Raw genomic sequence first — 21208 nt, 5'->3', positions numbered from 1 at the left:
CGATATAGTTACAAAGGAATGAATATGCAGAACAATACTTTTACGACACATCTCAGCAGGTCAGACAGCAATGTCCTGCTCAATTCGGTCTATCACTGGATGATGATAGGCCTGCTGATCTCCGGGCTCAGTGCATTCATGGTCATACACAGTGCACCGTTGCTGCACCTGCTTTTCGGAAATCCGTATATGATATGGGTACTTTTCCTTATAGAACTGGGTCTGGTCATCGCCATCTCTGCAGGTATCAACAAGATGGATGTCTCCACGGCGAGGATTTTGTTTATCCTCTTTTCCGTCATAGATGGTATGACGCTGGCAAGTATTTTCCTCATATACACGGAAGCGTCTATTGTAACCACCTTTTTCATAGCGGCCGCGACCTTTGGTGTAATGAGTCTTTACGGCTACTTCACGGACACGGATCTGAGTTCATGGGGGAGCCTTCTTTTTGCCGGTCTCATCGGGATCATCATTGCTTTGGTAGTGAACTTTTTTCTTCAAAGCCCCATGTTCGAATGGTGGATCTCGGTGATCGGAGTAATCATCTTCGTCGGACTGACTGCCTATGATACGCAGAAGATAAAAGCCATGGGTGAAGCGATGGCCGGTGATGACGCACAAAGTTTAAGCCGTGTCGCGATCGTTGGTGCATTGGCACTCTATCTCGATTTCATAAACCTTTTTGTTATGATGCTGGAGTTTTTCGGGAACGAACGAAATTAGAAGTCTATAGGAGCGGATCATGAGTGAACATCATCACCATCATAACGTAAGCGGGAAGAACCTCTTTCTAACTATCGTCCTCAATATCATCATCACACTCTCACAGATCGTGGGCGGGATCATGTCAGGTTCTCTGGCACTGCTGAGTGATGCCATGCACAACTTCAGTGATGTACTGGCACTGTTCATCGCCTATGCCGCGAACCGTCTGGCCGCACGTCCCAACGACATTACGAAGACTTTCGGCTACAAACGCGCGGAGATCCTTGCGGCACTGTTCAACGCTTCCGTGCTCATCGGTATCGCGATATTTCTGATCATAGAGGCGTTTCATAAGCTCTATCATCCCGAAGTGATCAATTCGGTATGGGTCATCGGACTGGGTGCACTCAGTATCGTGCTCAATACGGCCTCCGTACTGCTGATCAAAGATGATTCCCATGACAACATGAACGTCAAGGCGGCCTATCTGCATCTTCTCACCGATGTGATGACGAGTGTCGCTGTCGTGGGCGGCGGAGTACTGATGTACTATTTCGGCATCTTCTGGATAGACCCACTTATCTCGGCACTGATCGCGGTTTATCTTATCTGGGCCTCTGCCGGGTTGGTCAGAGAGAGTAGTGGCATACTGATGCAGTTCACCCCCAAAGGACTCGATGTCGATGCCGTCGTCCATGCTATAGAGGAAGAGCCGGAAGTTGAAGATGTACATCATATCCATGTCTGGCAACTCGATGACAATCATATCCATCTTGAAGCGCATTTGGATTTCAAGGAAGACGTAGTTCTTTCTGTCTCCAACCGGGTCATAGAAAGACTGGAAAAAAAGCTGCATGACAGTTTTGACATAGAGCACATGACTTTCCAGTGCGAATACGGAAGAGATGACAGTAAAGAGGTCATTGTATAATGAAGGATATTCTTACATTTAACACTTTCATAACGCAAGACATTTTAGTGTTTTTTTATTATGTCGGTGCAGTGCTCATGCCGGTGGTTCTGTACTTTTTTAAGGACTATCTGATCGAAAATATCTCTTTTGTAAAAACGATATATGACAAATTATATATGTTTTACAGTTCTTTCTCTTCCAAACGAAAGATCGTATTCTGGATGATGTTCATAACCATATTCCTTTGTATGGAATTGTGCTGGCGGATGATGTTCGAAGCGATGATAGGGTATTTTGATATGCATGATTATCTGTATAAAATTGCCAATAAAATAGGAGGAGAAAAATGATGAAAAAAACAATGGTATTGCTGACAGTGTTAATGACGACATATCTTTGGGCGGAAGTCCCAATGCTTCAGGAGACGCCATTTGCTCAGGTCTCAAAGCAGATAGGCAAAGGAAAGAACGTGATGCTTGAAGTGGGTTCAGACAGCTGCCGTAGCTGTCAGGTCATGGGAAGACGGCTCCATATGGTCAAACTGGAGCACCCGGAGTATCCGATATTTTTCGTCAATGTCAAAAAAGAGAGAGAAGCGGCCTACAAACTCAAAATTCAGATGATCCCCACACAGATCATACTCGATGGAAACGGTAAAGAGGTCTACAGACACGTGGGTGTGCTGAAGATGGATGAGCTTGATGCGCTGCTTAAGCAGTATATCGCAAACTGAAAGACCGTAACAAAGGATAATTATGAATGAAGCCTGTCATACCATGGACCATGGTGAAGTACTGAATGCGGATAAAACGGAATATCCTCTGTTTCATGCTGTACTGTACGGAGATAAAATAAGCACGGCAAAATTCTCCAAGCGCCTCAGCTGTGCGATCAAACACCTGCCGCTGCGTGTGGAGTTCACCTACGAGCACGATACGCGCAAAGCAGTGGAAAAAGGTGTCACCAAAGACCCTACACTGGTACTTGACGGAGAGATATTCCTCGAAGGACTGGTGCAGGCAGAGGAGATCACGCAAGCCTTTGAAAAACAGCTCAAAGAGAAGGTGTAGTATGCTGGCAAAATTTCTGCAAAGGGAGAAGCGCTTCATCAAGAGCGAGAGAGTCGCTTTTCTCGTACTTCCGATCGTACTGATACCGCTGATGTTCGAAGTGTTTCTGCACGGCAGATATACCCTGTGGTTCGATATGTATAAAGATGAGATCCTCATCTCCAATATCCTCTATATCGTTTTGGCACGCTTTGCTGTACTCGATGCGGCAGTTTACATCTTCAGCCGTTCGAAGAACCATGTGCATCTGGCTCTGATACAGATCGTGCTGCTCTATCTTGAAGTGACGATTATCACCATTGTCTTTTATGCGGTACTTTTCAATATGTTCGATGTTTTTTCACTTTTTCATCTCAACTCACAGTTTCCTCCAGAGAACCTGAAGATGATACAGGAACATAGTTTTGTCACCTCCATGTACATTTCGACCGTCACTTTTACGACACTGGGATCGGGCGACTGGATACCGCAGACGCTTCCTGCCATGGTCGCGGTCATTTCCGAGGTCATCCTCGGTGTGGTGCAGGGTGGTGTCTTTGTCGCCATCGTGATCTATGCACATCAGAATAAAGGGAACCTCTAAAGAAAAATAGGCAATTCACGTATGATTCATATGACTATGGTAGTATGTTGTGAAAACAGTATGGAGCCGGAGGCTTTTGTTTAAGGGCACCTCTAATAACTCTAAATATTCATAATGGGTTTTGCAAATGTGAGATTTTGTAAGAGGCTTTCAAGTCCTAGCCAAAGCTAAGATGAAGTAAGCATCTTGTGAAAGATCGCGTTTGCAAAGCCCACCCTGTGGGCATCACTAGCTTTGGCCTATGCGTTGTTACTCTTTTTTGACTTAGCTACGGCTAGGCCTTTAAAAGAGTGCCTAGCCTAGACAAAAGCTAGAGATGTTATGAGCATCTAGGGGTATTAGAGGTGCCCATAATATTTAAAAAAAGGATGTGTGTGAAACATATGTTGAAACAGTCGGTATGGATAGTCACCTTATTGGCTGCCACAAGCCTCTCGGCGCAGATGCTGACACTTAAAATAGCTATAGACAGAACACTGGCGCACCATCCGGATGTGAAAACATTCATGCTGCGTATTCAGCAGGCGGAACAGGGTTACAATGCCGCCTATGCCGACTATCTTCCGCAGATCGATCTTTCGGCTACCTACGCGCCCACACAAACATTTACTCTTCCGGCCAACGGTGTCTTTCATGCAGTCGATAAAGAAGCCTGGAATGTGGGTGTGATGCTGCACCAGAAGGTTTGGGATTTTGCAAAGACAAGCTCCCTGGTAGAGGCATCGAAGATCGATGAAGATATCTCAAAGCTCTCCCTTGAAGAGGTCAGGGCACTGCTTGCCTACAAGGTGAAGTCGCTGTATGAATTGCTGGTGGTACAGAAAGAGGCTATCGCAGTCAGACAGAAAGACCTTGAAAGCAAACGTGCTTTTTACGCGCAGTCCAAAGCGTTGGTAAAGCAGGGCCTGAAGACACATGCAGATGCCAGCAGATTCCTCTCTTCCGTTTATGTGGCTGAAAACAATCTTGCCATTGCCAAAGCCTCTTTCGAGAAAGCAAAAGTTTCTCTTTCCCTCTATATGGGTACACCGCTGCAAAACGATCTTAAACTCCAGTCGGGTACATTGAAAAAACATATGGCTTCCGTCAAAACCATAGAGCGTGAAGTTATGGCGAACAACTACAGAATGCAGATGGACAGACGGACGGTCGACAAGAATAAAGCACTTCACCGTGCAAGCGAAGCGGCACACTTCGGTTCTGTGGACCTTGTGGCTTCATATACGAGATTCGACACGCTCAATTCGTACAATTCGGACTACGTAGGCGTGAGCTATAATATACCGCTCTATCACGGCGGCAGGCTGACGGCACAGGAGCAGCAGGCGAAGATTGGCTATCAGATCGCGCAGGAGCAGCGTGCGTCTACGGCACTGGCACTTAAAGAAGAGTTGAGCGGACTGATCATCGATATCAGGCGTTACGACAAGACGATCAAGGCGAAAAAAGAACAGCTTGTATCGGCACAAAAAACGAGACAGGTGCTTGAAGCGCGTTACAAAGAAGGGTTGTCGACCTACATCGAACTCCTCGACAGTACCACACTGGTACTGAACGCGAAACTCGGACTGCTTGAAGCATACTATTCGAGAAGTCTTGCCATAGATAGAATTGAATACCTTAAAGGAAAAATATAATGACTAGATCTGTAAAATATGGTTTGATCGTACTTGTAATAGCGGCGGGATCCGCACTTTTTTACAAGAAGGTCTATATCCCCAAAACGACCTATGAAACGGTTACGCCAAAAGTTGGAGACATGTATACTGAAGTGTTCGGTGTAGGTAATATCGGGGCGAACAATATCTACGCTATCACGGCACAGACCGGCGGAAAAATAGTGCAGATACTAACAGACAAAGGGCATTGGGTCAAAAAAGGCGAGCTGCTGGTAAGCATCGACCCGGTTGACCTGCCGAAACAGCTTGAAGAGGCGAAGATCTCCGTGAACAAGGCTACCCTGGAGCTTGAGGCATCCAAAGAAGAATTGCAGAGTCTGAAGGCGCAAAAAGCATTGGCATTGGTCACGTTCAGGCGCTATGAAAGACTGGAGAAACAGGCGTTCGCTTCTAAAGCAGAATACGACAAGACCAAAGCAGATCTCGATGTCATAGATGCGCAGATCAAGGCAACAAATGCACGCATAGATGCGGCGAAGATTGAGATAGACCGTGCCGGAAAAAATGTGGAAGCCCTGGAAGAGAAGTTTGCACGTTTCACCATTTATGCTCCGGTGGATGGTTATGTGATCGACAGGGAGGCAGAAGTGGCACAGAGTGTCGCTCCTACACAGCCCATTCTCAAGATCGTCGATCCCAAAAGTGTCTGGGTAAAGACCTATATAGACGAGAGACTCAGCGGAACGGTCAAGGTCGGACAGAAAGCAACGATCATTCTGCGCTCACAGGCATACAGGAATTATGAAGGGGTTGTGAAGCGTATCGAGCCTCAGACGGATGCCGTGACGCTTGAAAAAGAGGTTGATGTGGCATTCAAAACGCTGCCAAAGCCTTTTTATATCAATGAGCAGGCTGAAGTGAACATTGTGACAAGCCAACTGAAACAGGTGCTGAAAGTGCCTGCAAATGCCATTGTATATCAAAAGTTGACGCCGGGTGTATGGACCAGCCACGATGGCAAAGCACATTTCATGACGGTAAAAGTTCTGGCACGTGACAATAAATCTGTTGCTGTCTCCGGGATCGATGCCAGAACGGTGATACTGATGGCTGATCCGAAGAAAAAAGCGCTGAAAGAAGGGATGTCGGTACACTTATGATAAATCTGGCTCAAAAAGACGTCCAGCATACCCTTGGCAAGTTCCTTGTAACGGCTATGGGAGTAGGGATGCTTCTGGGGATTGTCCTTATTATGATCGGTGTCTACAGGGGGATGATGGTCGATGCTGAAGTGCTGCTCGGCGATATCAAGGCTGACCTGTGGGTCGTGCAGGAAGGAACGCTGGGACCCTTTGCCGAAGCATCGCGTATTCACGAAGACCTCAGAGATACTCTGCGTGTCATTGATGGCATGGAGACTGCCGAAGCGTTGACCTTTCAGAACCTTCAGCTTCCCAAAAAGCCAAAACCGGTACGTGCAGTAGCGGTGGGGTATGACCCTTTCGGAACGATTAACCCTATCAATCCTGAGCGGATCATAGAGGGACACCCCCTTGGGAAAGACCACTACGAGATCGTGGTTACAGACAAGACCGGCTTCAAACTGGGTGACAGGATTCACTTGGTCCGTAACGACTACACTGTAGTGGGTGTGACGCATGGTACCGTATCTTCCGGAGGAGATCCTCTGGTCTATGTCTCACTGAAAGATGCACAGGATCTGCAGTTTTCCTATACAAACAACCGGATCAGAAGCGACAGGGCGAGAGGGTACAAAAACAGAGATGCTTTCATGGTCAACACGATTGTAGGAAGGGTGAAGCCGGGTTACGACGTCAATACAGTGGCCAGGGAGATCAGACGGTTCAAGCATAACAGCGTTTACACCGCAGCAGAACAAAAGACCATACTGACCAAGAACCTGGTAGAAAGGGCCTCCAAGCAGATCGGGATGTTCACGGCCATACTGGTTGTCGTTTCAACGATCATCATCGCACTGATCATCTATACGATGACCCTGGAGAAGATGAAGGAGATATCGATCATGAAGCTGATTGGTATTCCCAACAGCCTGGTCATCAAAATGATCGCGCAGGAGACACTGCTGCTTGGTTTCCTGGCCTTCATCTTCGGTAATATATTTTCACATCTGATCTACAGTAAATTCCCCAAGCGGGTTGTGCTGGAGATACCTGATGCATGGACACTGTTTATCATCGTTATTATTGCTTCGATCCTGGCTTCCCTGGTGGGGATACGAAAAGTGATCAAGGCTGACCCTGCAGCTGCGATAGGGGGTTAAGGGTATGGAAAAACAGGCTATTAAAGTAGAGAATATTGTTAAACATTTTGGAAAAGACGAGAGTCTGGTAAGGGTCATAGAGGGAGCCTCTTTTCAGGTGGACAAAGGTGAGCTGGTTGCGCTGGTCGCACCGAGTGGTGCAGGGAAGACTACGCTTCTTATGATGATAGGCTGTGTGGAAGAACCTACGAGCGGTACTGTCTGGCTGGGTGATGAAAAAGTTTACGATAACCAGTGGCTGACCAAAGAGACCAGAAAAATACGCCGTGAGAAGATCGGTTTCATTTTTCAGGCGCACTATCTCATCCCTTTTCTGAATGTGATCGAGAATGTGACACTGATACCCCAGACCAACGGTGTTTCTGAAAAAGAAGCCAACAAAACAGCGATGGAACTGCTGGAGTACTTCGAGATCGCTGACAAAGCCCATGCGATGTCTTCGGAACTTTCAGGTGGGCAGAACCAACGTGTGGCCATTGCCCGTGCCCTGGCGAACAAACCACAGATCATTCTTGCAGATGAGCCGACGGCAGCTTTGGATATAGAGCGTTCTGTAAGTGTTGTCAAAATGCTTAAAAAGATCGCACAGGAGCAGAACGTTGCCATCATCATGGTCACCCACGACGGGCGTCTACTGCCGTACTGTGACCGTGTGCTGAAAATTGAGAACAGGGTTGTTGTCTCACAGGAGACTTCATCGCAAGAGAAGATATTGTGAATCATACACAGGTATGGATATAATGAAAGATCAAAACCGGACAAACACAGATACAGGGCAAGATAAAAACAGATCCCCAGCTGTTGTTCCCTCCGTACTGCAGTTGGCCTGGGCCTTTTTGATCATCGGTCTGACTGCGTATAGTGTGGCAATGCTTCAGCAGCTCAAAGCACTTGTTGTCGGCAAAAAATGGCTTTCGCAAAAGGAGATGGATGAAGGGCTGGCCATGGTGCAGCTCTATCCCGGGCCCATCATGTTCAATCTGGCGACCTATGCCGCTTATCGTATCAAAGGATTTGGTGGTGCGCTGATCGCGACATTTTTGTTTGTGCTGCCCTCGTATCTTCTGATGCTGCTGCTCTCCTGGCTCTATCTAAACTATGGAAATGTCGGATGGGTGCATCCGCTTTTCATTGCGTTGGAGGCGATGGTGGTGGGTATCATCGTCCACATTGCCCTCGATTTTTCGAAACGGTATGTGCAGGACGGAAAAACGGCATTTCTTGCAGGCATTGCCTTTATCCTGATGCTGTATAAAATCAATGCTTTCTGGCTTATCCTGCTGGCTATGGTGCTGGGAGTCGCTCTTTTCTGGCGGGATAAAATAGGCACTAACAGTAAAAATAATGTAGAAACAGAGACAGCACCGATACCGGGAAAATGGCAGTGGCGTCTGGCAGCTATTATCCTAAGCGGTTCGGTTTTTATCGCGCTGATGGTGCTGGGCCTGTTGTGGAAAAACGAATCGGGCATTTTGCTTCTCTCCATGTTCAAAGTGGGTGCGGTAGCCTTCGGCAATGGTATGACCATTATGCCGCTGCTTCAGCAGGAAGCGGTCATATCCCACCACTGGCTTACCATGAAGCAGTTTACTGACGGCATTGCCTTCGGGCAGATCACACCCGGACCGTTTCTGATCACCGCAACGTTCATCGGTTACAAGGTAAGTGGACTGACAGGAAGCCTGCTGGCGACGGTCGGTATGTTCTACCCTTCTTTTTTCTACACTATCGTTATGTCGGAACTGTATGAAAAGATCAAAAAGAATGTGCTGATCCAGAAAGCACTCAGGGGTATTCTGGCCGCATTTACCGGGATGCTTTTCTTCGTGGTACTGAGTCTCGGCACGATCAGCCTGGTATCGTCGGCAGCGTATATCTGGGCAGTGGGCGCGCTGATAGCCGTGCGGTATTTTCAGCTGAATATCCTGTGGATTTTTCTGATCGGGATCGGTGCAGAAGCACTCTTGTACCTGGCAGGATTTTCAGTGCTCTGATAGAGATATCTTCTGAAGCGAAAACGGATACCGGATCATAGAGGTGCAATGTACACCCAATGTCAATTATATGGTTTCTTCCGGAACAATATAGATCTTTTGGTCAATATCAAAATGTTTGATGTAACTGTCGATCATGCGATGCAATGTTTCATCGTCAAGTTTTGATACTTCTTTGATAAGAAACTTGTTAAAAAATGGAGCCGGCATGATTGATGTTTTGGGAGAAGGTACTTTTAGATATGCAAATATTTTTTCTCTGATCAATGTTTTGGAAGAGTATTTGAGCAGATATCGACGGTAGATTATCCCGGAAGGGATCTGCTGCTCTGTATGGCAATGTAGACATTCTTTTTGCAGTGCTTTGTCCGTTGTGTTCTCACCGGCACCCAGTGAAATCAGTACAGTTAAAAAAATCAATACTATTTTTCCCATCTGACAGTAACCTCCGTTCCTCTGTTTTTTTGTGAATCTATTGTTATGTTAAAGCTATAAGCCTTTACCACCTGATAGACGATATCGAGTCCTATGCCGAAGCCGCCTTCGCTGCTGTTGGCACGTTTGAAGCGTTTGTGGATCGTAGTGAGTTCTGCCTGATCGATGCCGATACCGCTGTCCTTTATGCTGAAGTTTTTCTCATCCAGAAGAACGTCCAAACGGCCTTCATTTTGGTTATACTTGATGGCATTGGAAATGAGGTTGTCCAGCAGGCGAATGGCATCGTCATGATCGATATGCAGAACAACACCGGGTTTTATGTCTATCGTGAGAGTGAGCTTTTTTGCTTCGATCGCTGTGGAAAAGTATTCCAGTCGTTCCTGAAGAAGTCTGGAAAGGTCAACTGTCTTGATATCGCGATGGTACTGGTGGTTGAGTTTCAGGTAGGTCAGGTCATCGTAGATGCGGCTCAATGTCTTTGATGCGATCTCAATGCGCTGCATCTCCTCTTTTGCATCACATTTATGCAGGGTCTGGATGAGCTCAAGGTTGGTCAGGATGGTGCTGACGGGAGTATTGAGCTCGTGGGTTGTATCCTGGATGAAGCGGTTCATGGTTTCGATGGATTCACGCATGGGCGCTATGAAGAGCCGTCCCAGAAAGTAGCCCAGCAGCAGAAAAAATGCTCCTGCTCCCAGCATGAAAAGAAGTATCATGTTTTGCAGATGGGATATGGCTGTTCCGTCAACCGGTGTCCAGAGCAGAAGGTAGGCGGTACCAAGATAATAGGGGTCAACGGGTTTGATGTAGAGTATATGCCTGTCGACCAGGTGGTACTCCTGCCTGAGATCAATATTCTTTGGAGGCGTAAAATTGGAAAAAATAATGGTATGATCTTTGTCGAGCAGTGCGATCTTATAGGGCTCTTTTACGCGGATGGGAAGTTTTGCTTCAAAGCTTTTGTGAAGACGGATAAGCTGATGCTGTATTTTCTCTCCTTCATGCTTCATCGCTTCTCGCTGCCTATCTAGGAGGTGGTGTTTTTCGAGGGTGTAGAAAATGGCACTTCCGATCGTAAAGAGTATCAGTGTTGAGAGCAGATAGATTGCCAGAAAACGAAAAAGGCTTCTTCTTTCACTTCGATACAAAGCGGTATCCTATATTTTTGACCGTTTCGATACGATCTTTTCCCAGATGGGAACGCAGTGTTTTGATGTAGGTGCGCAGTGAACCGGCACTTGGTTCTTCATCGAACTCCCAGAGTGCGGCATGGATCTTGTCATAGGTGACAAGCTGATCGGGATGTTCGAGCAGGAGCGCAAGCAGTTTGGCTTCTTTTTGCTTTAAAGGAATGGTATTGCCGTCCAATGTCAGTCTGAACTCTTTGGGATAATAATTGAGACCGTTACCCAGATCGACATGGTTGTCTCTGCTGCCATAGCGTTTTCTGAGTTGGGCTTCAATGCGGACAAGAAGTTCCTTCAGGGCAAAAGGTTTCCTGATGTAGTCGTCACATCCGACATCGAAACCTTTGCTGACATCGTCGACACTGTGAAGAGAAGTAATGAAAATGGCAGGAGTATCGTTCCCTTCCTGTCGTACTTCCGAGAGGAGGTTAAATCCGCTTTGATGCGGCACTTTAATGTCCAGCAGCATCAGGTCAACTTCGGTTTCGTAAAGTATCTCTTTGGCCTGATGTCCGTTATAAGCGGGCAGAACAGTATACTGGTGGTGCTCAAGGAACTGTTTGACTGTATCGTTCAGCTGAAGATCATCTTCAAGCAGCAGTATTTTCCTTTGCATCGCCTACCTTTTTCTGTATTGCTGCATTATATCTTTTTAATATCAACCAAATATCAATTGCTTCAACCGACTATCAGCAAGTTAGGGAAATAATAGCATATCTACTTTTTGAAGGTGTGTGATACAAGTCAAACTCAAAATGGCACTCAACCTCAAAGCAAAACTCAAATATCATTTAGGCTTTCTTCTTATGCCGATGGAGAGATGTCTATACAACAATGCGCAATGAAGCAATTTTATTGTCGAAATCGTAAGAGGCATATGCCCTCCTCAAGATAGTACACACTGCTACACAGATGTTTGGATAGACTTGCATATTACTTTATAGAAAAAGGATAGTTTTATGACAAGAATTAAAATTCAGTACAGTGAGGTACTAAATGCCGAATCTTAGAAAAATAATTCTATTTTTAGCTCTTAGTGTTGCTGTTTTAGCCAAGACACAAACCATTGTATTTGCCGCAGGATGTTTCTGGGGTGTCGAGAAACACTTTGAACATCTTGATGGTGTGATAAAGGCAACTTCAGGGTATGCCGGCGGGAACTATGAAAACCCCACATACAGAGAAGTTCTCAAGAGAAGAAACCCAAAAAGAGGCATTATAAACCATGCGGAGTCTGTTGAAGTTGTCTATGATGACAGCAAAATCAGTACAGAGCGTCTCATCAAGTCTTTTTGGGAACTGCATAACCCTACACAGCCTGACGGACAAGGCAACGACAAGGGAAACAACTATCGTTCCGCACTCTACTACACCAATGATGCACAAAAGAAGATAGCATTGGCAACAAAAGAGGTGTATCAGAAGCTGCTTAACAAAGCGGGGTATGGTGCTATCACCACAGAGATCAAGCCGTTAGAGAAGTTTTACAAAGCAGAAGAATATCACCAGAACTACCTGGAAAAAAATCCAAACGGTTACTGCCCCAACCATGCCACAGAGGTGAAGTTTAGCAATGAAAAAATCATGACAGACAGCATCTCTCCACTGGGTGGCAAAGAGATAGTCGTGATAGATGCAGAGCACTGTCGTTTCTGTGAGAAGTTCAAAAAGAATGTTACAGACCATTACAAAGGAACGATACCTCTTAGAACCGTACATCAAGACCAGTTAAAAGGCTTTAAACTCCATACCAAAATAGAAGGTACACCTACGGTTCTCTTCATCATAGATGGAGAAGAGATACTCTCACGTGTAGGATACATGAATGAAAAGCAATTCTATAAAATGGTGGGAAAATTCAAGCTAGGCAAAGACAGCAAAGCGTTTGACGTGGCTTTTCACAAAAGTACCGACAATAGATTTTGTAAAAAATACGATGAGTTCAAACATACAGGGGATGGTGTTTTTAGAGACAAGATCTCGGGAGAGATCCTTTTTGACACCCGAGACAGATTTAATTCCGGTTCAGGATGGTTAAGTTTTTACAAAGCAGTCGATGGCGCTACCATACAAAAAGAGGACAATGCTTGGGGTATGCATAGAGTAGAGATCATCGCCAAAAAATCAGGTGCACATTTGGGGCACGTCTTTAACGATGCACCTGATGGCAGACAGCGTTTTTGCATTAATGCTACTGTTTTGGAATTTGTGCCGCGAGACAAGATAAAGAAATAAGAAGAAAGAGAAAAAGTAATTGGATTTTATCGGGGACCAGTAATTACTTTTTTGCCCTTGACTTTAATATCAACCAAATATCAATTGCTTCAACCGACTATCAGCAAGATAGGGAAATAATAGCATATCTACTTTCGAAGGTGTGTGATGCGGATAAAACTCAAAACTGCACTGAAGCAGACGCTCAAAACTCTGTTGATGATCTCCCCTATGCTTCTTGCGATCATCGGGCTGATAGGTCTGTTTAAAACATTCATCACCCCCGAAATGCTGCATACACTTTTCAACGGTTCAGGGATGCACGATATGCTTGTGGGTGTGGGATTGGGTGGTGTGTCTGTGGGGCAGCCGTTCCTGAGCTATATCATCGGCGGTGAACTTCTGGATGAGGGGGCCTCTTTTTACGGTGTTACGGCGTTCATTCTGGCTTTTGTGACACTGGGGGTTGTGCAGCTTCCTATGGAGTTCTCCATTTTCGGTTTTCGTTTTGCACTGCTTAGAAATCTCTTGAGCCTTGTTTTTGCTTTTATCCTCTCATGGGCCATAGCATTCACCCTGGGGGTGTTGTCATGAAAAAAAGCAGAAGCGGGCTGATCATGCTGGGCATTGTTGTAGTGCTCTATGGCATACTTTATGTTATGAAACCGGATGTAACGCTTGATGCACTGGGTGCGAGTTTGAAAGTACTGAAGATGATCATCCCCATTTTGCTGATCGTCTTTTTTATCATGGCACTGCTGGGTACTTTTATCGATGAAAAAGCCATTTCAAAACATTTGGGTGAGGAGAGTGGTGGTAAAGGGTGGCTTTTGGCACTAGTCGGTGGCATCTTGAGCCATGGGCCGGGTTATGTGTGGTACCCCTTGCTTCAAAACCTCAGAGAGCAGGGCGCAAAAGATGGTCTTGTTATCGCCTTTATCTATGCAAGAGCCATCAAAATACCCTGGCTGCCGCTGATGATAAGCTATTTTGGGTGGGCTTTTACACTGGTCTACACCTTTTACGTGGTTTTGGGTGCCTACTTGCAGGGAGTGATAGTGGAGAGGCTGGATGATAAAGAGAGAGAACAATGAAACTCAGCGAACTTCATCCAAAACAAAAGGCGATCATCAAATCGATTGGTGATATAGGAGAACTTAAGGACCGCTTGATGGAACTTGGTGTGTTGTGTGGTGAGCCCATTCAGGTTGTACGCATTGCACCTTTTGGGGACCCTATCGAGATACGTATAGGAGATGAGCATCTGGCACTGCGCAATGAGGATGCCCAAAAGATAGAAGTTGAAGCCATTTCCCAACTGAGACATCGTGAAAGGAAAGGGCTTTCATGATACACATCCCATTCGTAGGCAATCCCAATACAGGTAAAACGGCACTGATCAATGCGATCGCAAAAAGTGACCTGGAAGTGGGTAACTGGCCAGGGGTGACGGTAGAGAAGAAGGAAGCAAGATTTACCTATGCGGGAGAAGATGTTGTCCTGGTCGATCTCCCAGGAGCCTATACGCTCAGCCCCTATTCGCTTGAAGAGAAGATCACCAGAAACATGCTGGCAGAAGAAAAGTTTGATGGTATCATCGATGTCATCGATACGACTAACCTACGCCGAAATCTCTATCTTACTCTGGAACTGATCGATATGCAGAGACCCATGGTATTAGCGCTCAATATGTTCGATGATTTTACCAAGCGCGGGTATGAACTCGATATTGATAAGTTACAGGAGATTTTTGGAGTACCGGCCATACCCACAATAGCATCCAGAAAACTGGGTACGCAAAAACTGATCGATGCTGCCATCGCTGCAGTGAAGGAACAGACTATCCCCCTCATTCAGCCTTATCAGGAGCATATTGAAAAAGAGATCGCTTTTTTGATACATGCAATGCCTCAGACCGGTCTGTCACCCCGGTTTTTCGCGATACAGCTGATCGCGGACGATCCTTATGCCCATGCTTTGGCTGAGACGTTAAAAGAAAATGATCTCATAGAAAAAGCGGCAAAGGCAAGAGGCAGGCTGGAAGCACACATGAAGCTTCCCATTAAAACGATCATTACGCGTGCCAGATATGAGGTCATCGACCGTTTGCTGGAGGTTGTTCTGAAAAAACCGATCCTGGACAAAGTGCTGCTAAGTGAAAAAATCGATGCCGTTCTTTTACACAAATGGTTGGGGATCCCTTTCTTCTTTCTCATTATGATGCTGATGTTCAAACTGACCTTCGACGGCAGTGGATCTCTGGTGACGTGGGTGTCGAACTTTTTTCAGGATTTTCTGGACAAATATATCTCACTGGGTCTTCAGGATGTAGCTCCTCCTTGGCTTATTTCACTGTTCACGGACGGTATTTTGAGCGGTATGGGACTGGTGCTCTCTTTTTTGCCGCTTCTGTTCCTGCTCTATTTTTTTATGGCGATGCTGGAAGAGAGCGGCTATATGGCACGGGTGAGCTTCCTGCTCGACTGTGCAGGAAGGACTTTGCGCATCAAGGGGAATGCCTTTATTTCCATGATCATCGGTTTCGGGTGCAATGTCCCTGCCGTTTATGCAACACGTGCACTCACGACGAAACGGGAACGCATTATCACGATACTGATGATCCCCCTGATGAGCTGCAGTGCCAGACTTCCGATCTATGCACTGTTCACCGCTATATTCTTTCAAGAGCATCAGGTTCTGGTGATCATGTCACTCTATCTTCTCGGGATCATCGTTGCATTCTTTTTGGGCTGGATCTCCAATCTTATTCTGCCTTCGGAAGAGGGCAAACCTTTTTTTCTGGAACTGCCAACTTATCATATGCCAAATATGAAAGCAGTCTGGGTTTTGATGTGGCCAAAACTCAAAGATTTCATAGTGCGGGCAGGGACGGTGATCGTCATGGCTTCGATCATTTTGTGGGGTATCATCAAACTTCCTGTAGGGACCGATCCTCATAACTCATATCTGGCACAAACGGCTAAATTAGTTACACCGGTATTCAAGCCGGCAGGGTTCGGAGAACATTGGGAACCTGTAGCTGCCATGATCCCCGGGACACTTGCCAAAGAGGTAGTAATAAGTTCCTTAGGGACGATCTACGGAGTGGAAATAAAAAATGAGATGACCAGAAGTACGTTCAAAGAAGATACGATCATGCAGCTCAAAGCTTTGAAAGAAGCCTTTGTAAATGCTTTTTTACACATGTTCAATATTCACATCGAAAGTTTAAACAATGTACAACCCAGTACACTGCAGCAGAAACTCCGGAAGCAGTTTGCCTCTCCACTGGCTGCATTCAGCTATTTGGTCTTCATTTTACTCTATATCCCCTGCGTCTCTACGATGGCAGCGATCAGAACAGAGCTCGGGATGCGATGGATGCTTTTCGAAACAGCCCTTCTGCCGCTTGTAGCCTATGGAATGAGTGTGTTGGTCTATCAGCTCGGATTGAGGTTTTTATAGCCAGAATGTCAGATATATGATTGAACCCGGATTATGCATTAGAGATTACAGAACACTACACAAACCATTGCACCGTGGGCACTTACGGAGAAACCATCGATGCACCTACGGGTGCACCTCAAGTTTTCCGCAAATACCCACAGCACAAGCGTTTGGCAGATTTCAAGCAATTCTAATGCATAATCCGGGTTGAAAAATAGGGTATACTATCCCATTAAGGTAAAGGGATCATTCATGTCGGAAAATATACCCGCAGTTCAACAATTTGAAACACTTTTACAAGGTAATCATGTTGCACCGGACAGCCTTGCCAGAATGCTTCAGGAGCTTGCCTATCAGGATTATGGTCTCTTCTTTACCAACCTATCCAAAGTGCCAAAAGATCTCCTTGCAGAAGTGATCCTGGCACTTCCTCTCTCGCTTTTCAAAGAAGCAGTCAGTATGCTTCCGCACAAAAAGCTGGCCGATGTGATCTCCTATTTGGAAAGTGATAAAGCGACAGATTTTATCCAGAGACTGGAGAGGGTCGAACCGCAGGTAAGAGAGGCGATCTATCCTCTTTTGCACCCAAAGCAACAGGAACAGATAAGCCGTCTTTCACAATATCGTTCGGATGAAGCAGGTGCTTACATGCAGACTGAACTGCTGTGGGCTACCACAGGTGAACATATTGCTGAGATCAAAGAGAAACTCAAAGTTTTCAAAAAACATAAAGCGGAAATGCCTCTCATCAAACTCTTTGTTACCGACAAAGAAGGACATTTGGTTGCTACCGTCCACTTCAGTGATCTGCTGCTTTTTGAAGATGAGAAGACTCTGGCAGAAGTCATAGATGCACTTCCTTCTCACAAGTCTCTATCTGTTCGGGATCATACTCTCATTACGGAAGTAACAAAGCTGTTTCGGGAATTCGATCTGGCTATGGTCGCAGTGGTCGATAGCGAAAACAGATTACAGGGATGTATCGTTTTTGACGATATTTACGATCTGATATTTGCAGAAGAAGAGGCGCAGGCGTTTAAAATGAGCGGTACAAAGCAGGAAGCCGAGGAAGAGAGTCTTTTGAGTGCACAAAGGCATAGACTGAAGTGGATATTCATCAATCTGGGGGCCATTCTGATCGCTGCTTCAGTTGTTAATTTTTTCAGGGAGACCATCGAACAGCTTGTCGCACTTGCCGTACTGATGCCGGTCATTGCAGCGCTGGGGGGAAATGTGGGTAACCAGGCTGTTACGGTTACCGTACGCCGTCTGGCATTGGGAGAGACATCATGGCAATATGCCAAAGAGATTCTTTCCAAAGAGATTTACATTGGGGTGATCAACGGTGTTATTATCGGTCTGATAGTGGGGACAGTAGCTTATTTCTGGTTTCAGATCCCCATGCTGGGAGTCGTCATAGGACTTGCAATCATTATCAACCTTTCGATCGCAGGATTGCTTGGTTCCCTTTTACCGCTTACTTTTAAACATTTTGATATTGATCCTGCCATTGCTTCGCCCCTGCTGTTGACAACGGCAACTGATGCGATCGGTTTTTTTGTCTTTTTGGGGCTTGCAAAAATAATGTTGTTCTAGGTACTGTTAAACAGTAGATACCTTATAAATACTCTTATTGCCCATCGTTCTGTATATCAATATCAATCATAGATCTTATAAGAAAACTGGTTCCTTCCATTCTTTTTGGCATGGTACAGAAGTTTGTCGATCTCGTCATAATGGTAGTTCAGAGAGGATTTTACATCATTGATGCAGTTGATAAGACCCAAGCCGGCTGAAACGGTAATCGAGTGTGAAACGGCTGTGTTTGCGGCTGGAATGTCCAGGTCTTCTATCTCGTTCAATAATTTTTTTGCAGAGTACACTGCCTGTTCTACCTCGGTATAATTGAACAGTACACCGAACTCTTCTCCGCCCAATCGAAAAACGAAATCAATGGGCCTTGAAAATGATCTTCGCAAAACGTTTGAAATATTTTGTAGAACATCATCTCCTTTTTTGTGGCCAAAGGAATCATTGTAGTCTTTAAAAAAGTCTATGTCTATGAGCAGCAGGGCAAAGGGTTGGTGATGATGTATCAGCATACTGGTCTTTCTTTCGAAGATCTCCTGAAAATGTCTCCGGTTATAAAGGAGGGTCAGCGGGTCAGTGATACTGAGGTTATTCAAAACCGTATTCTTCTCGTCCAACTCTTTTATTGCCTTTTTATGTTCGCTGATGTCAAGCATCACTCCGACAATACCAAGAACCTCATTGCTTTGCGAAATAAATGTGGCTTTGTAAAAATTGTAATGACGTACCGTGTTGTCTGCACACTTTACCTCAGCCTCATAGTTCTGCGTACCGGGGGTCTCCAAAAGTTCACGGTCTTTTGCATAATAGATATTGGCAAGTTCCTTTGGAATGCGGTCAGGAAAATCGTACAGTGACTTACCTGTGATTTCATCTTTGTGGAGCCCCAGAATTGTCTTTGAAAAAGCTTCATTACCGTGCCTATAAACACCGTTATTGTCTTTATAAAAAATAGGATTGGGAATGGCGTCAAACAGCATTTCAAGAAAAGATCTATTGAGTTCAATCTCCTCTTCAAGAGATTTGATCTTTTGTACCAGCATTTCATATGTAGGTTTATTCTCATTCACGCATTATCCTTGTTATATAAAGATATTTAATGGTAGATAATAACATATATTGATTAGAAAAGTAAATAGAATATATATTTAAATGAGATTCTGTAGTCTCATAGAGAAGACAGGGCTATTTATTCTAAAAGCCTGAATGATCTATTCTGTCTATGCAAGACTCTCTGTAAAAGTCCTGCTGAAAAACATAAGGTAAATTATAGGTGTTAAAGGTTTAAAAGTGTATTGAAGTTGACTTGGGCAGCTAATATATTCTCTTGAGTCAAAGAAACATTGTTGTTTTGAATTCTTTGGGTTTCAAGAATTTTATCTGCCATGGCATCAATATTATCAGCCATAATTAATATACGATCAGCCATTTCTCCAATTCTGTCTGCCATAGTTCCAATATCTTGAGAGAGCTGTAACATTGCATTCACATAATCTTTATTGGCATTGTCACCTGCATTCAATAATGATTCTGACAGTTTGAGTAAATTTTTTGATGTTTCCAGTAAAGAGGCACTCATGGCAGTAGAATTGTCCAATGAACTGCTTGATGCAATGATCTCTGCTACATTGATGGTGCTGTCAGTACATGTATTATCATCTACAATAGAAAAAGCCATACTATGTGTTGCTAAAATACCTACAACTGAAATTCCTGTGACCAGTTTTTTAAACATTAGTTTTCCTTAATAAAATTATAATAGAATGATATAATAAATTTAATAAATTTTTTCTTATTAAATTAAAATTTGTATAAATATAAACACTTATAGCAATCCCAAAAGTGCGACAAGCAAAACAGGCGGGGTGATGACCAGTCCTACTTTCATATATTCACCCCAGCCGATTTTGACACCTTTTTGTGCCAGTACATGCAGCCAAAGCAGGGTGGCGAGCGATCCGATAGGCGTCATTTTCGGTCCGAGGTTGGAGCCGAGGATATTGGCATAGACCAGTGCTTCGTTACCCACATATCCCACCTTGTCAATGGCGATGTCCATGATCATGATGGTCGGCATATTGTTCATGATCGAAGAGATGACTGCGGAGAGAAAACCGGTACCGATGACCGCAGTGGTCTCGCCCTGGTGCTTGAGCATCTCTATCCAGGCAGCCACTTCATCTGTCAGGCCAGCATTTTTGAGTCCATACACGACGATATAGAGCCCGATACTGAACCAGACTACCTGCCAGGGTGCCGCTTTGATGGTCATAATGGGCTTGGTCGCCTTGTGGTGGTTTGCAATGGCAAGAAAGACAAGTGCACCGCCCAGGGCGAAGACGGAGACAGGGAGATGATAGTGGTCGCCGATGAAATACCCGACCATCAGAAAGGCAAGGAAGAACCAGCTGAGTTTGAACATGGTCCGGTTTTTGATGACCGAAGAGGCTTCAGGAAGCTGATCGACATCGACGGTCAAAGGAATATCTTTTCTGAAATAGAACCATAGCACGGCAATAGAGGCAACGATGCTCAGGAGATTCGGCAGGAACATATTCTTTGCATATTCCACGAAACCGATATCGAAGTAGCCGGCGGTGACGATGTTGGTCAGGTTGGAGATGACCAGAGGGTTGGATGCACTGTCACCGATGAACCCGCCCGCCATCAAAAAGGCGAAGATGGGAAGGGGTTTCATTTTTAGGTATTTCATTTTTGCAAGGAGAATAGGGGTGAGAATGAGCGCTGCACCGTCGTTGGCGAAGAATGCTGCAACGATGGCACCGAGCAAAAGGATATAAACGAACATCTTGTTCCCGCTTCCTCCGCTGAGTTTCGCCATCTTGATGGCTGCCCATTCAAAAAATCCGATCTCATCGAGTACCATGGAGAGCAGGATAATACCGATGAACGCAAGCGTGGCATCCCAGACGATGTCGGTTACGATAATGACGTCATCGAAACTGACGACACCCAGCAGCAGTGCCACGACAGCACCGATCACTGCCGTTGTTCCTATCTGAAGTCCTTTGGGTTGCCAGATAATGAAGAGTAGTGTGACCAAAAAGAGGCCTAATGCAAGAGCCATGAATATCCTTTTATTTTGAATAAGTATTATTTTTGGTGAAGTATAACAGAATTAT

Annotated in this window: 23 protein-coding genes; 17 read left to right on the top strand and 6 right to left on the bottom strand. The window is 45.2% G+C overall.

All coding sequences use genetic code 11. The features are described from left to right. Positions 1-24: 24 nt before the first annotated feature. From YH65_RS06355 to chrA, 11 genes are all read left to right on the top strand, one after another. Complete coding sequence (locus YH65_RS06355; protein WP_052746113.1) at positions 25-726, top strand: Bax inhibitor-1/YccA family protein; 702 nt, start codon at positions 25-27, stop codon at positions 724-726. 19 nt (positions 727-745) lie between these two features. Further along, a complete protein-coding gene (locus tag YH65_RS06350) occupies positions 746-1639 on the top strand; it encodes a cation diffusion facilitator family transporter (RefSeq protein ID WP_046551137.1) in 894 nt (297 codons plus the stop codon). Further along, positions 1639-1971 (top strand): DUF4282 domain-containing protein, encoded by a 333-nt coding sequence (locus tag YH65_RS06345; protein ID WP_011981091.1) that lies wholly within the window; start codon positions 1639-1641, stop codon positions 1969-1971. Before YH65_RS06350 ends, YH65_RS06345 begins: the two co-directional genes overlap by 1 nt. Next, positions 1968-2354: a thioredoxin family protein gene (locus tag YH65_RS06340; protein WP_046551136.1), complete on the top strand. Its 387-nt coding sequence runs from the start codon at positions 1968-1970 to the stop codon at positions 2352-2354. The genes YH65_RS06345 and YH65_RS06340 overlap by 4 nt, the downstream gene beginning before the upstream one ends. Positions 2355-2376: 22 nt before the next feature. Further along, on the top strand, positions 2377-2691 hold the full coding sequence (locus YH65_RS06335) for a thioredoxin family protein (RefSeq protein ID WP_046551135.1): 315 nt from the start codon (positions 2377-2379) through the stop codon (positions 2689-2691). Position 2692: 1 nt separating this feature from the next. Continuing rightward, a complete protein-coding gene (locus tag YH65_RS06330; RefSeq protein ID WP_046551134.1) occupies positions 2693-3274 on the top strand; it encodes an ion channel in 582 nt (193 codons plus the stop codon). 383 nt (positions 3275-3657) lie between these two features. Then, positions 3658-4911 carry a TolC family protein gene (locus YH65_RS06325; protein WP_046552066.1) on the top strand — a complete coding sequence of 418 codons (1254 nt, stop codon included), beginning with the start codon at positions 3658-3660 and terminating at the stop codon, positions 4909-4911. Then, a complete protein-coding gene (locus tag YH65_RS06320; RefSeq protein ID WP_046551133.1) occupies positions 4911-6053 on the top strand; it encodes an efflux RND transporter periplasmic adaptor subunit in 1143 nt (380 codons plus the stop codon). Before YH65_RS06325 ends, YH65_RS06320 begins: the two co-directional genes overlap by 1 nt. Further along, complete coding sequence (locus tag YH65_RS06315) at positions 6050-7195, top strand: ABC transporter permease (RefSeq protein ID WP_046551132.1); 1146 nt, start codon at positions 6050-6052, stop codon at positions 7193-7195. Before YH65_RS06320 ends, YH65_RS06315 begins: the two co-directional genes overlap by 4 nt. A 4-nt stretch (positions 7196-7199) precedes the next feature. After that, positions 7200-7913, top strand: a complete 714-nt coding sequence (locus YH65_RS06310; RefSeq protein WP_046551131.1) for an ABC transporter ATP-binding protein — start codon at positions 7200-7202, stop codon at positions 7911-7913. A gap of 22 nt (positions 7914-7935) precedes the next feature. Beyond that, on the top strand, positions 7936-9189 hold the full coding sequence (gene chrA / locus YH65_RS06305) for a chromate efflux transporter (RefSeq protein WP_046551130.1): 1254 nt from the start codon (positions 7936-7938) through the stop codon (positions 9187-9189). A gap of 66 nt (positions 9190-9255) precedes the next feature. Here the strand turns inward: chrA and YH65_RS06300 are convergent, their stop codons facing one another. From YH65_RS06300 to YH65_RS06290, 3 genes are read right to left on the bottom strand one after another with little or no spacing between them, the layout of a single operon-like run. Next, a complete protein-coding gene (locus YH65_RS06300) occupies positions 9256-9624 on the bottom strand; it encodes a hypothetical protein (protein ID WP_046551129.1) in 369 nt (122 codons plus the stop codon). Further along, the gene (locus YH65_RS06295; RefSeq protein ID WP_046551128.1) at positions 9612-10775 is read right to left on the bottom strand and encodes a sensor histidine kinase; all 1164 of its coding nucleotides are present in this window, start codon (positions 10773-10775) and stop codon (positions 9612-9614) included. Before YH65_RS06295 ends, YH65_RS06300 begins: the two co-directional genes overlap by 13 nt. Continuing rightward, a complete protein-coding gene (locus YH65_RS06290; protein WP_046551127.1) occupies positions 10762-11430 on the bottom strand; it encodes a response regulator transcription factor in 669 nt (222 codons plus the stop codon). The genes YH65_RS06295 and YH65_RS06290 overlap by 14 nt, the downstream gene beginning before the upstream one ends. 380 nt (positions 11431-11810) lie before the next feature. Between YH65_RS06290 and msrA the strand changes: the two genes are divergently transcribed. From msrA to YH65_RS06260, 6 genes are all read left to right on the top strand, one after another. Next, a complete protein-coding gene (gene msrA, locus YH65_RS06285) occupies positions 11811-13049 on the top strand; it encodes a peptide-methionine (S)-S-oxide reductase MsrA (RefSeq protein WP_084722043.1) in 1239 nt (412 codons plus the stop codon). 147 nt (positions 13050-13196) lie between these two features. Further along, positions 13197-13622 (top strand): hypothetical protein, encoded by a 426-nt coding sequence (locus YH65_RS06280; protein WP_046551126.1) that lies wholly within the window; start codon positions 13197-13199, stop codon positions 13620-13622. After that, on the top strand, positions 13619-14122 hold the full coding sequence (locus YH65_RS06275) for a permease (protein WP_046551125.1): 504 nt from the start codon (positions 13619-13621) through the stop codon (positions 14120-14122). The genes YH65_RS06280 and YH65_RS06275 overlap by 4 nt, the downstream gene beginning before the upstream one ends. Beyond that, complete coding sequence (locus YH65_RS06270) at positions 14119-14379, top strand: FeoA family protein (protein ID WP_046551124.1); 261 nt, start codon at positions 14119-14121, stop codon at positions 14377-14379. The genes YH65_RS06275 and YH65_RS06270 overlap by 4 nt, the downstream gene beginning before the upstream one ends. After that, complete coding sequence (feoB, locus tag YH65_RS06265) at positions 14376-16493, top strand: ferrous iron transport protein B (RefSeq protein ID WP_046551123.1); 2118 nt, start codon at positions 14376-14378, stop codon at positions 16491-16493. The genes YH65_RS06270 and feoB overlap by 4 nt, the downstream gene beginning before the upstream one ends. A 234-nt stretch (positions 16494-16727) precedes the next feature. Beyond that, positions 16728-18071 carry a magnesium transporter gene (locus YH65_RS06260; RefSeq protein WP_046551122.1) on the top strand — a complete coding sequence of 448 codons (1344 nt, stop codon included), beginning with the start codon at positions 16728-16730 and terminating at the stop codon, positions 18069-18071. Between the two features lie 62 nt (positions 18072-18133). Here YH65_RS06260 and YH65_RS06255 read toward each other — a convergent pair whose 3' ends face one another. The 3 genes from YH65_RS06255 to YH65_RS06245 form a co-directional block, all read right to left on the bottom strand. Next, a complete protein-coding gene (locus YH65_RS06255) occupies positions 18134-19135 on the bottom strand; it encodes a GGDEF domain-containing protein (protein ID WP_052746112.1) in 1002 nt (333 codons plus the stop codon). Positions 19136-19341: 206 nt separating this feature from the next. Then, the gene (locus YH65_RS06250; protein WP_046551121.1) at positions 19342-19800 is read right to left on the bottom strand and encodes a hypothetical protein; all 459 of its coding nucleotides are present in this window, start codon (positions 19798-19800) and stop codon (positions 19342-19344) included. A 90-nt stretch (positions 19801-19890) separates the two neighbouring features. Next, positions 19891-21153 carry an arsenic transporter gene (locus tag YH65_RS06245; RefSeq protein WP_046551120.1) on the bottom strand — a complete coding sequence of 421 codons (1263 nt, stop codon included), beginning with the start codon at positions 21151-21153 and terminating at the stop codon, positions 19891-19893. Between the last annotated feature and the right edge of the window lie 55 nt (positions 21154-21208).

Source organism: Sulfurovum lithotrophicum, assembly GCF_000987835.1.
GTDB classification, from domain to species: Bacteria; Campylobacterota; Campylobacteria; order Campylobacterales; family Sulfurovaceae; genus Sulfurovum; species Sulfurovum lithotrophicum.
This window is presented reverse-complemented; position numbering and strand designations above follow the sequence as displayed.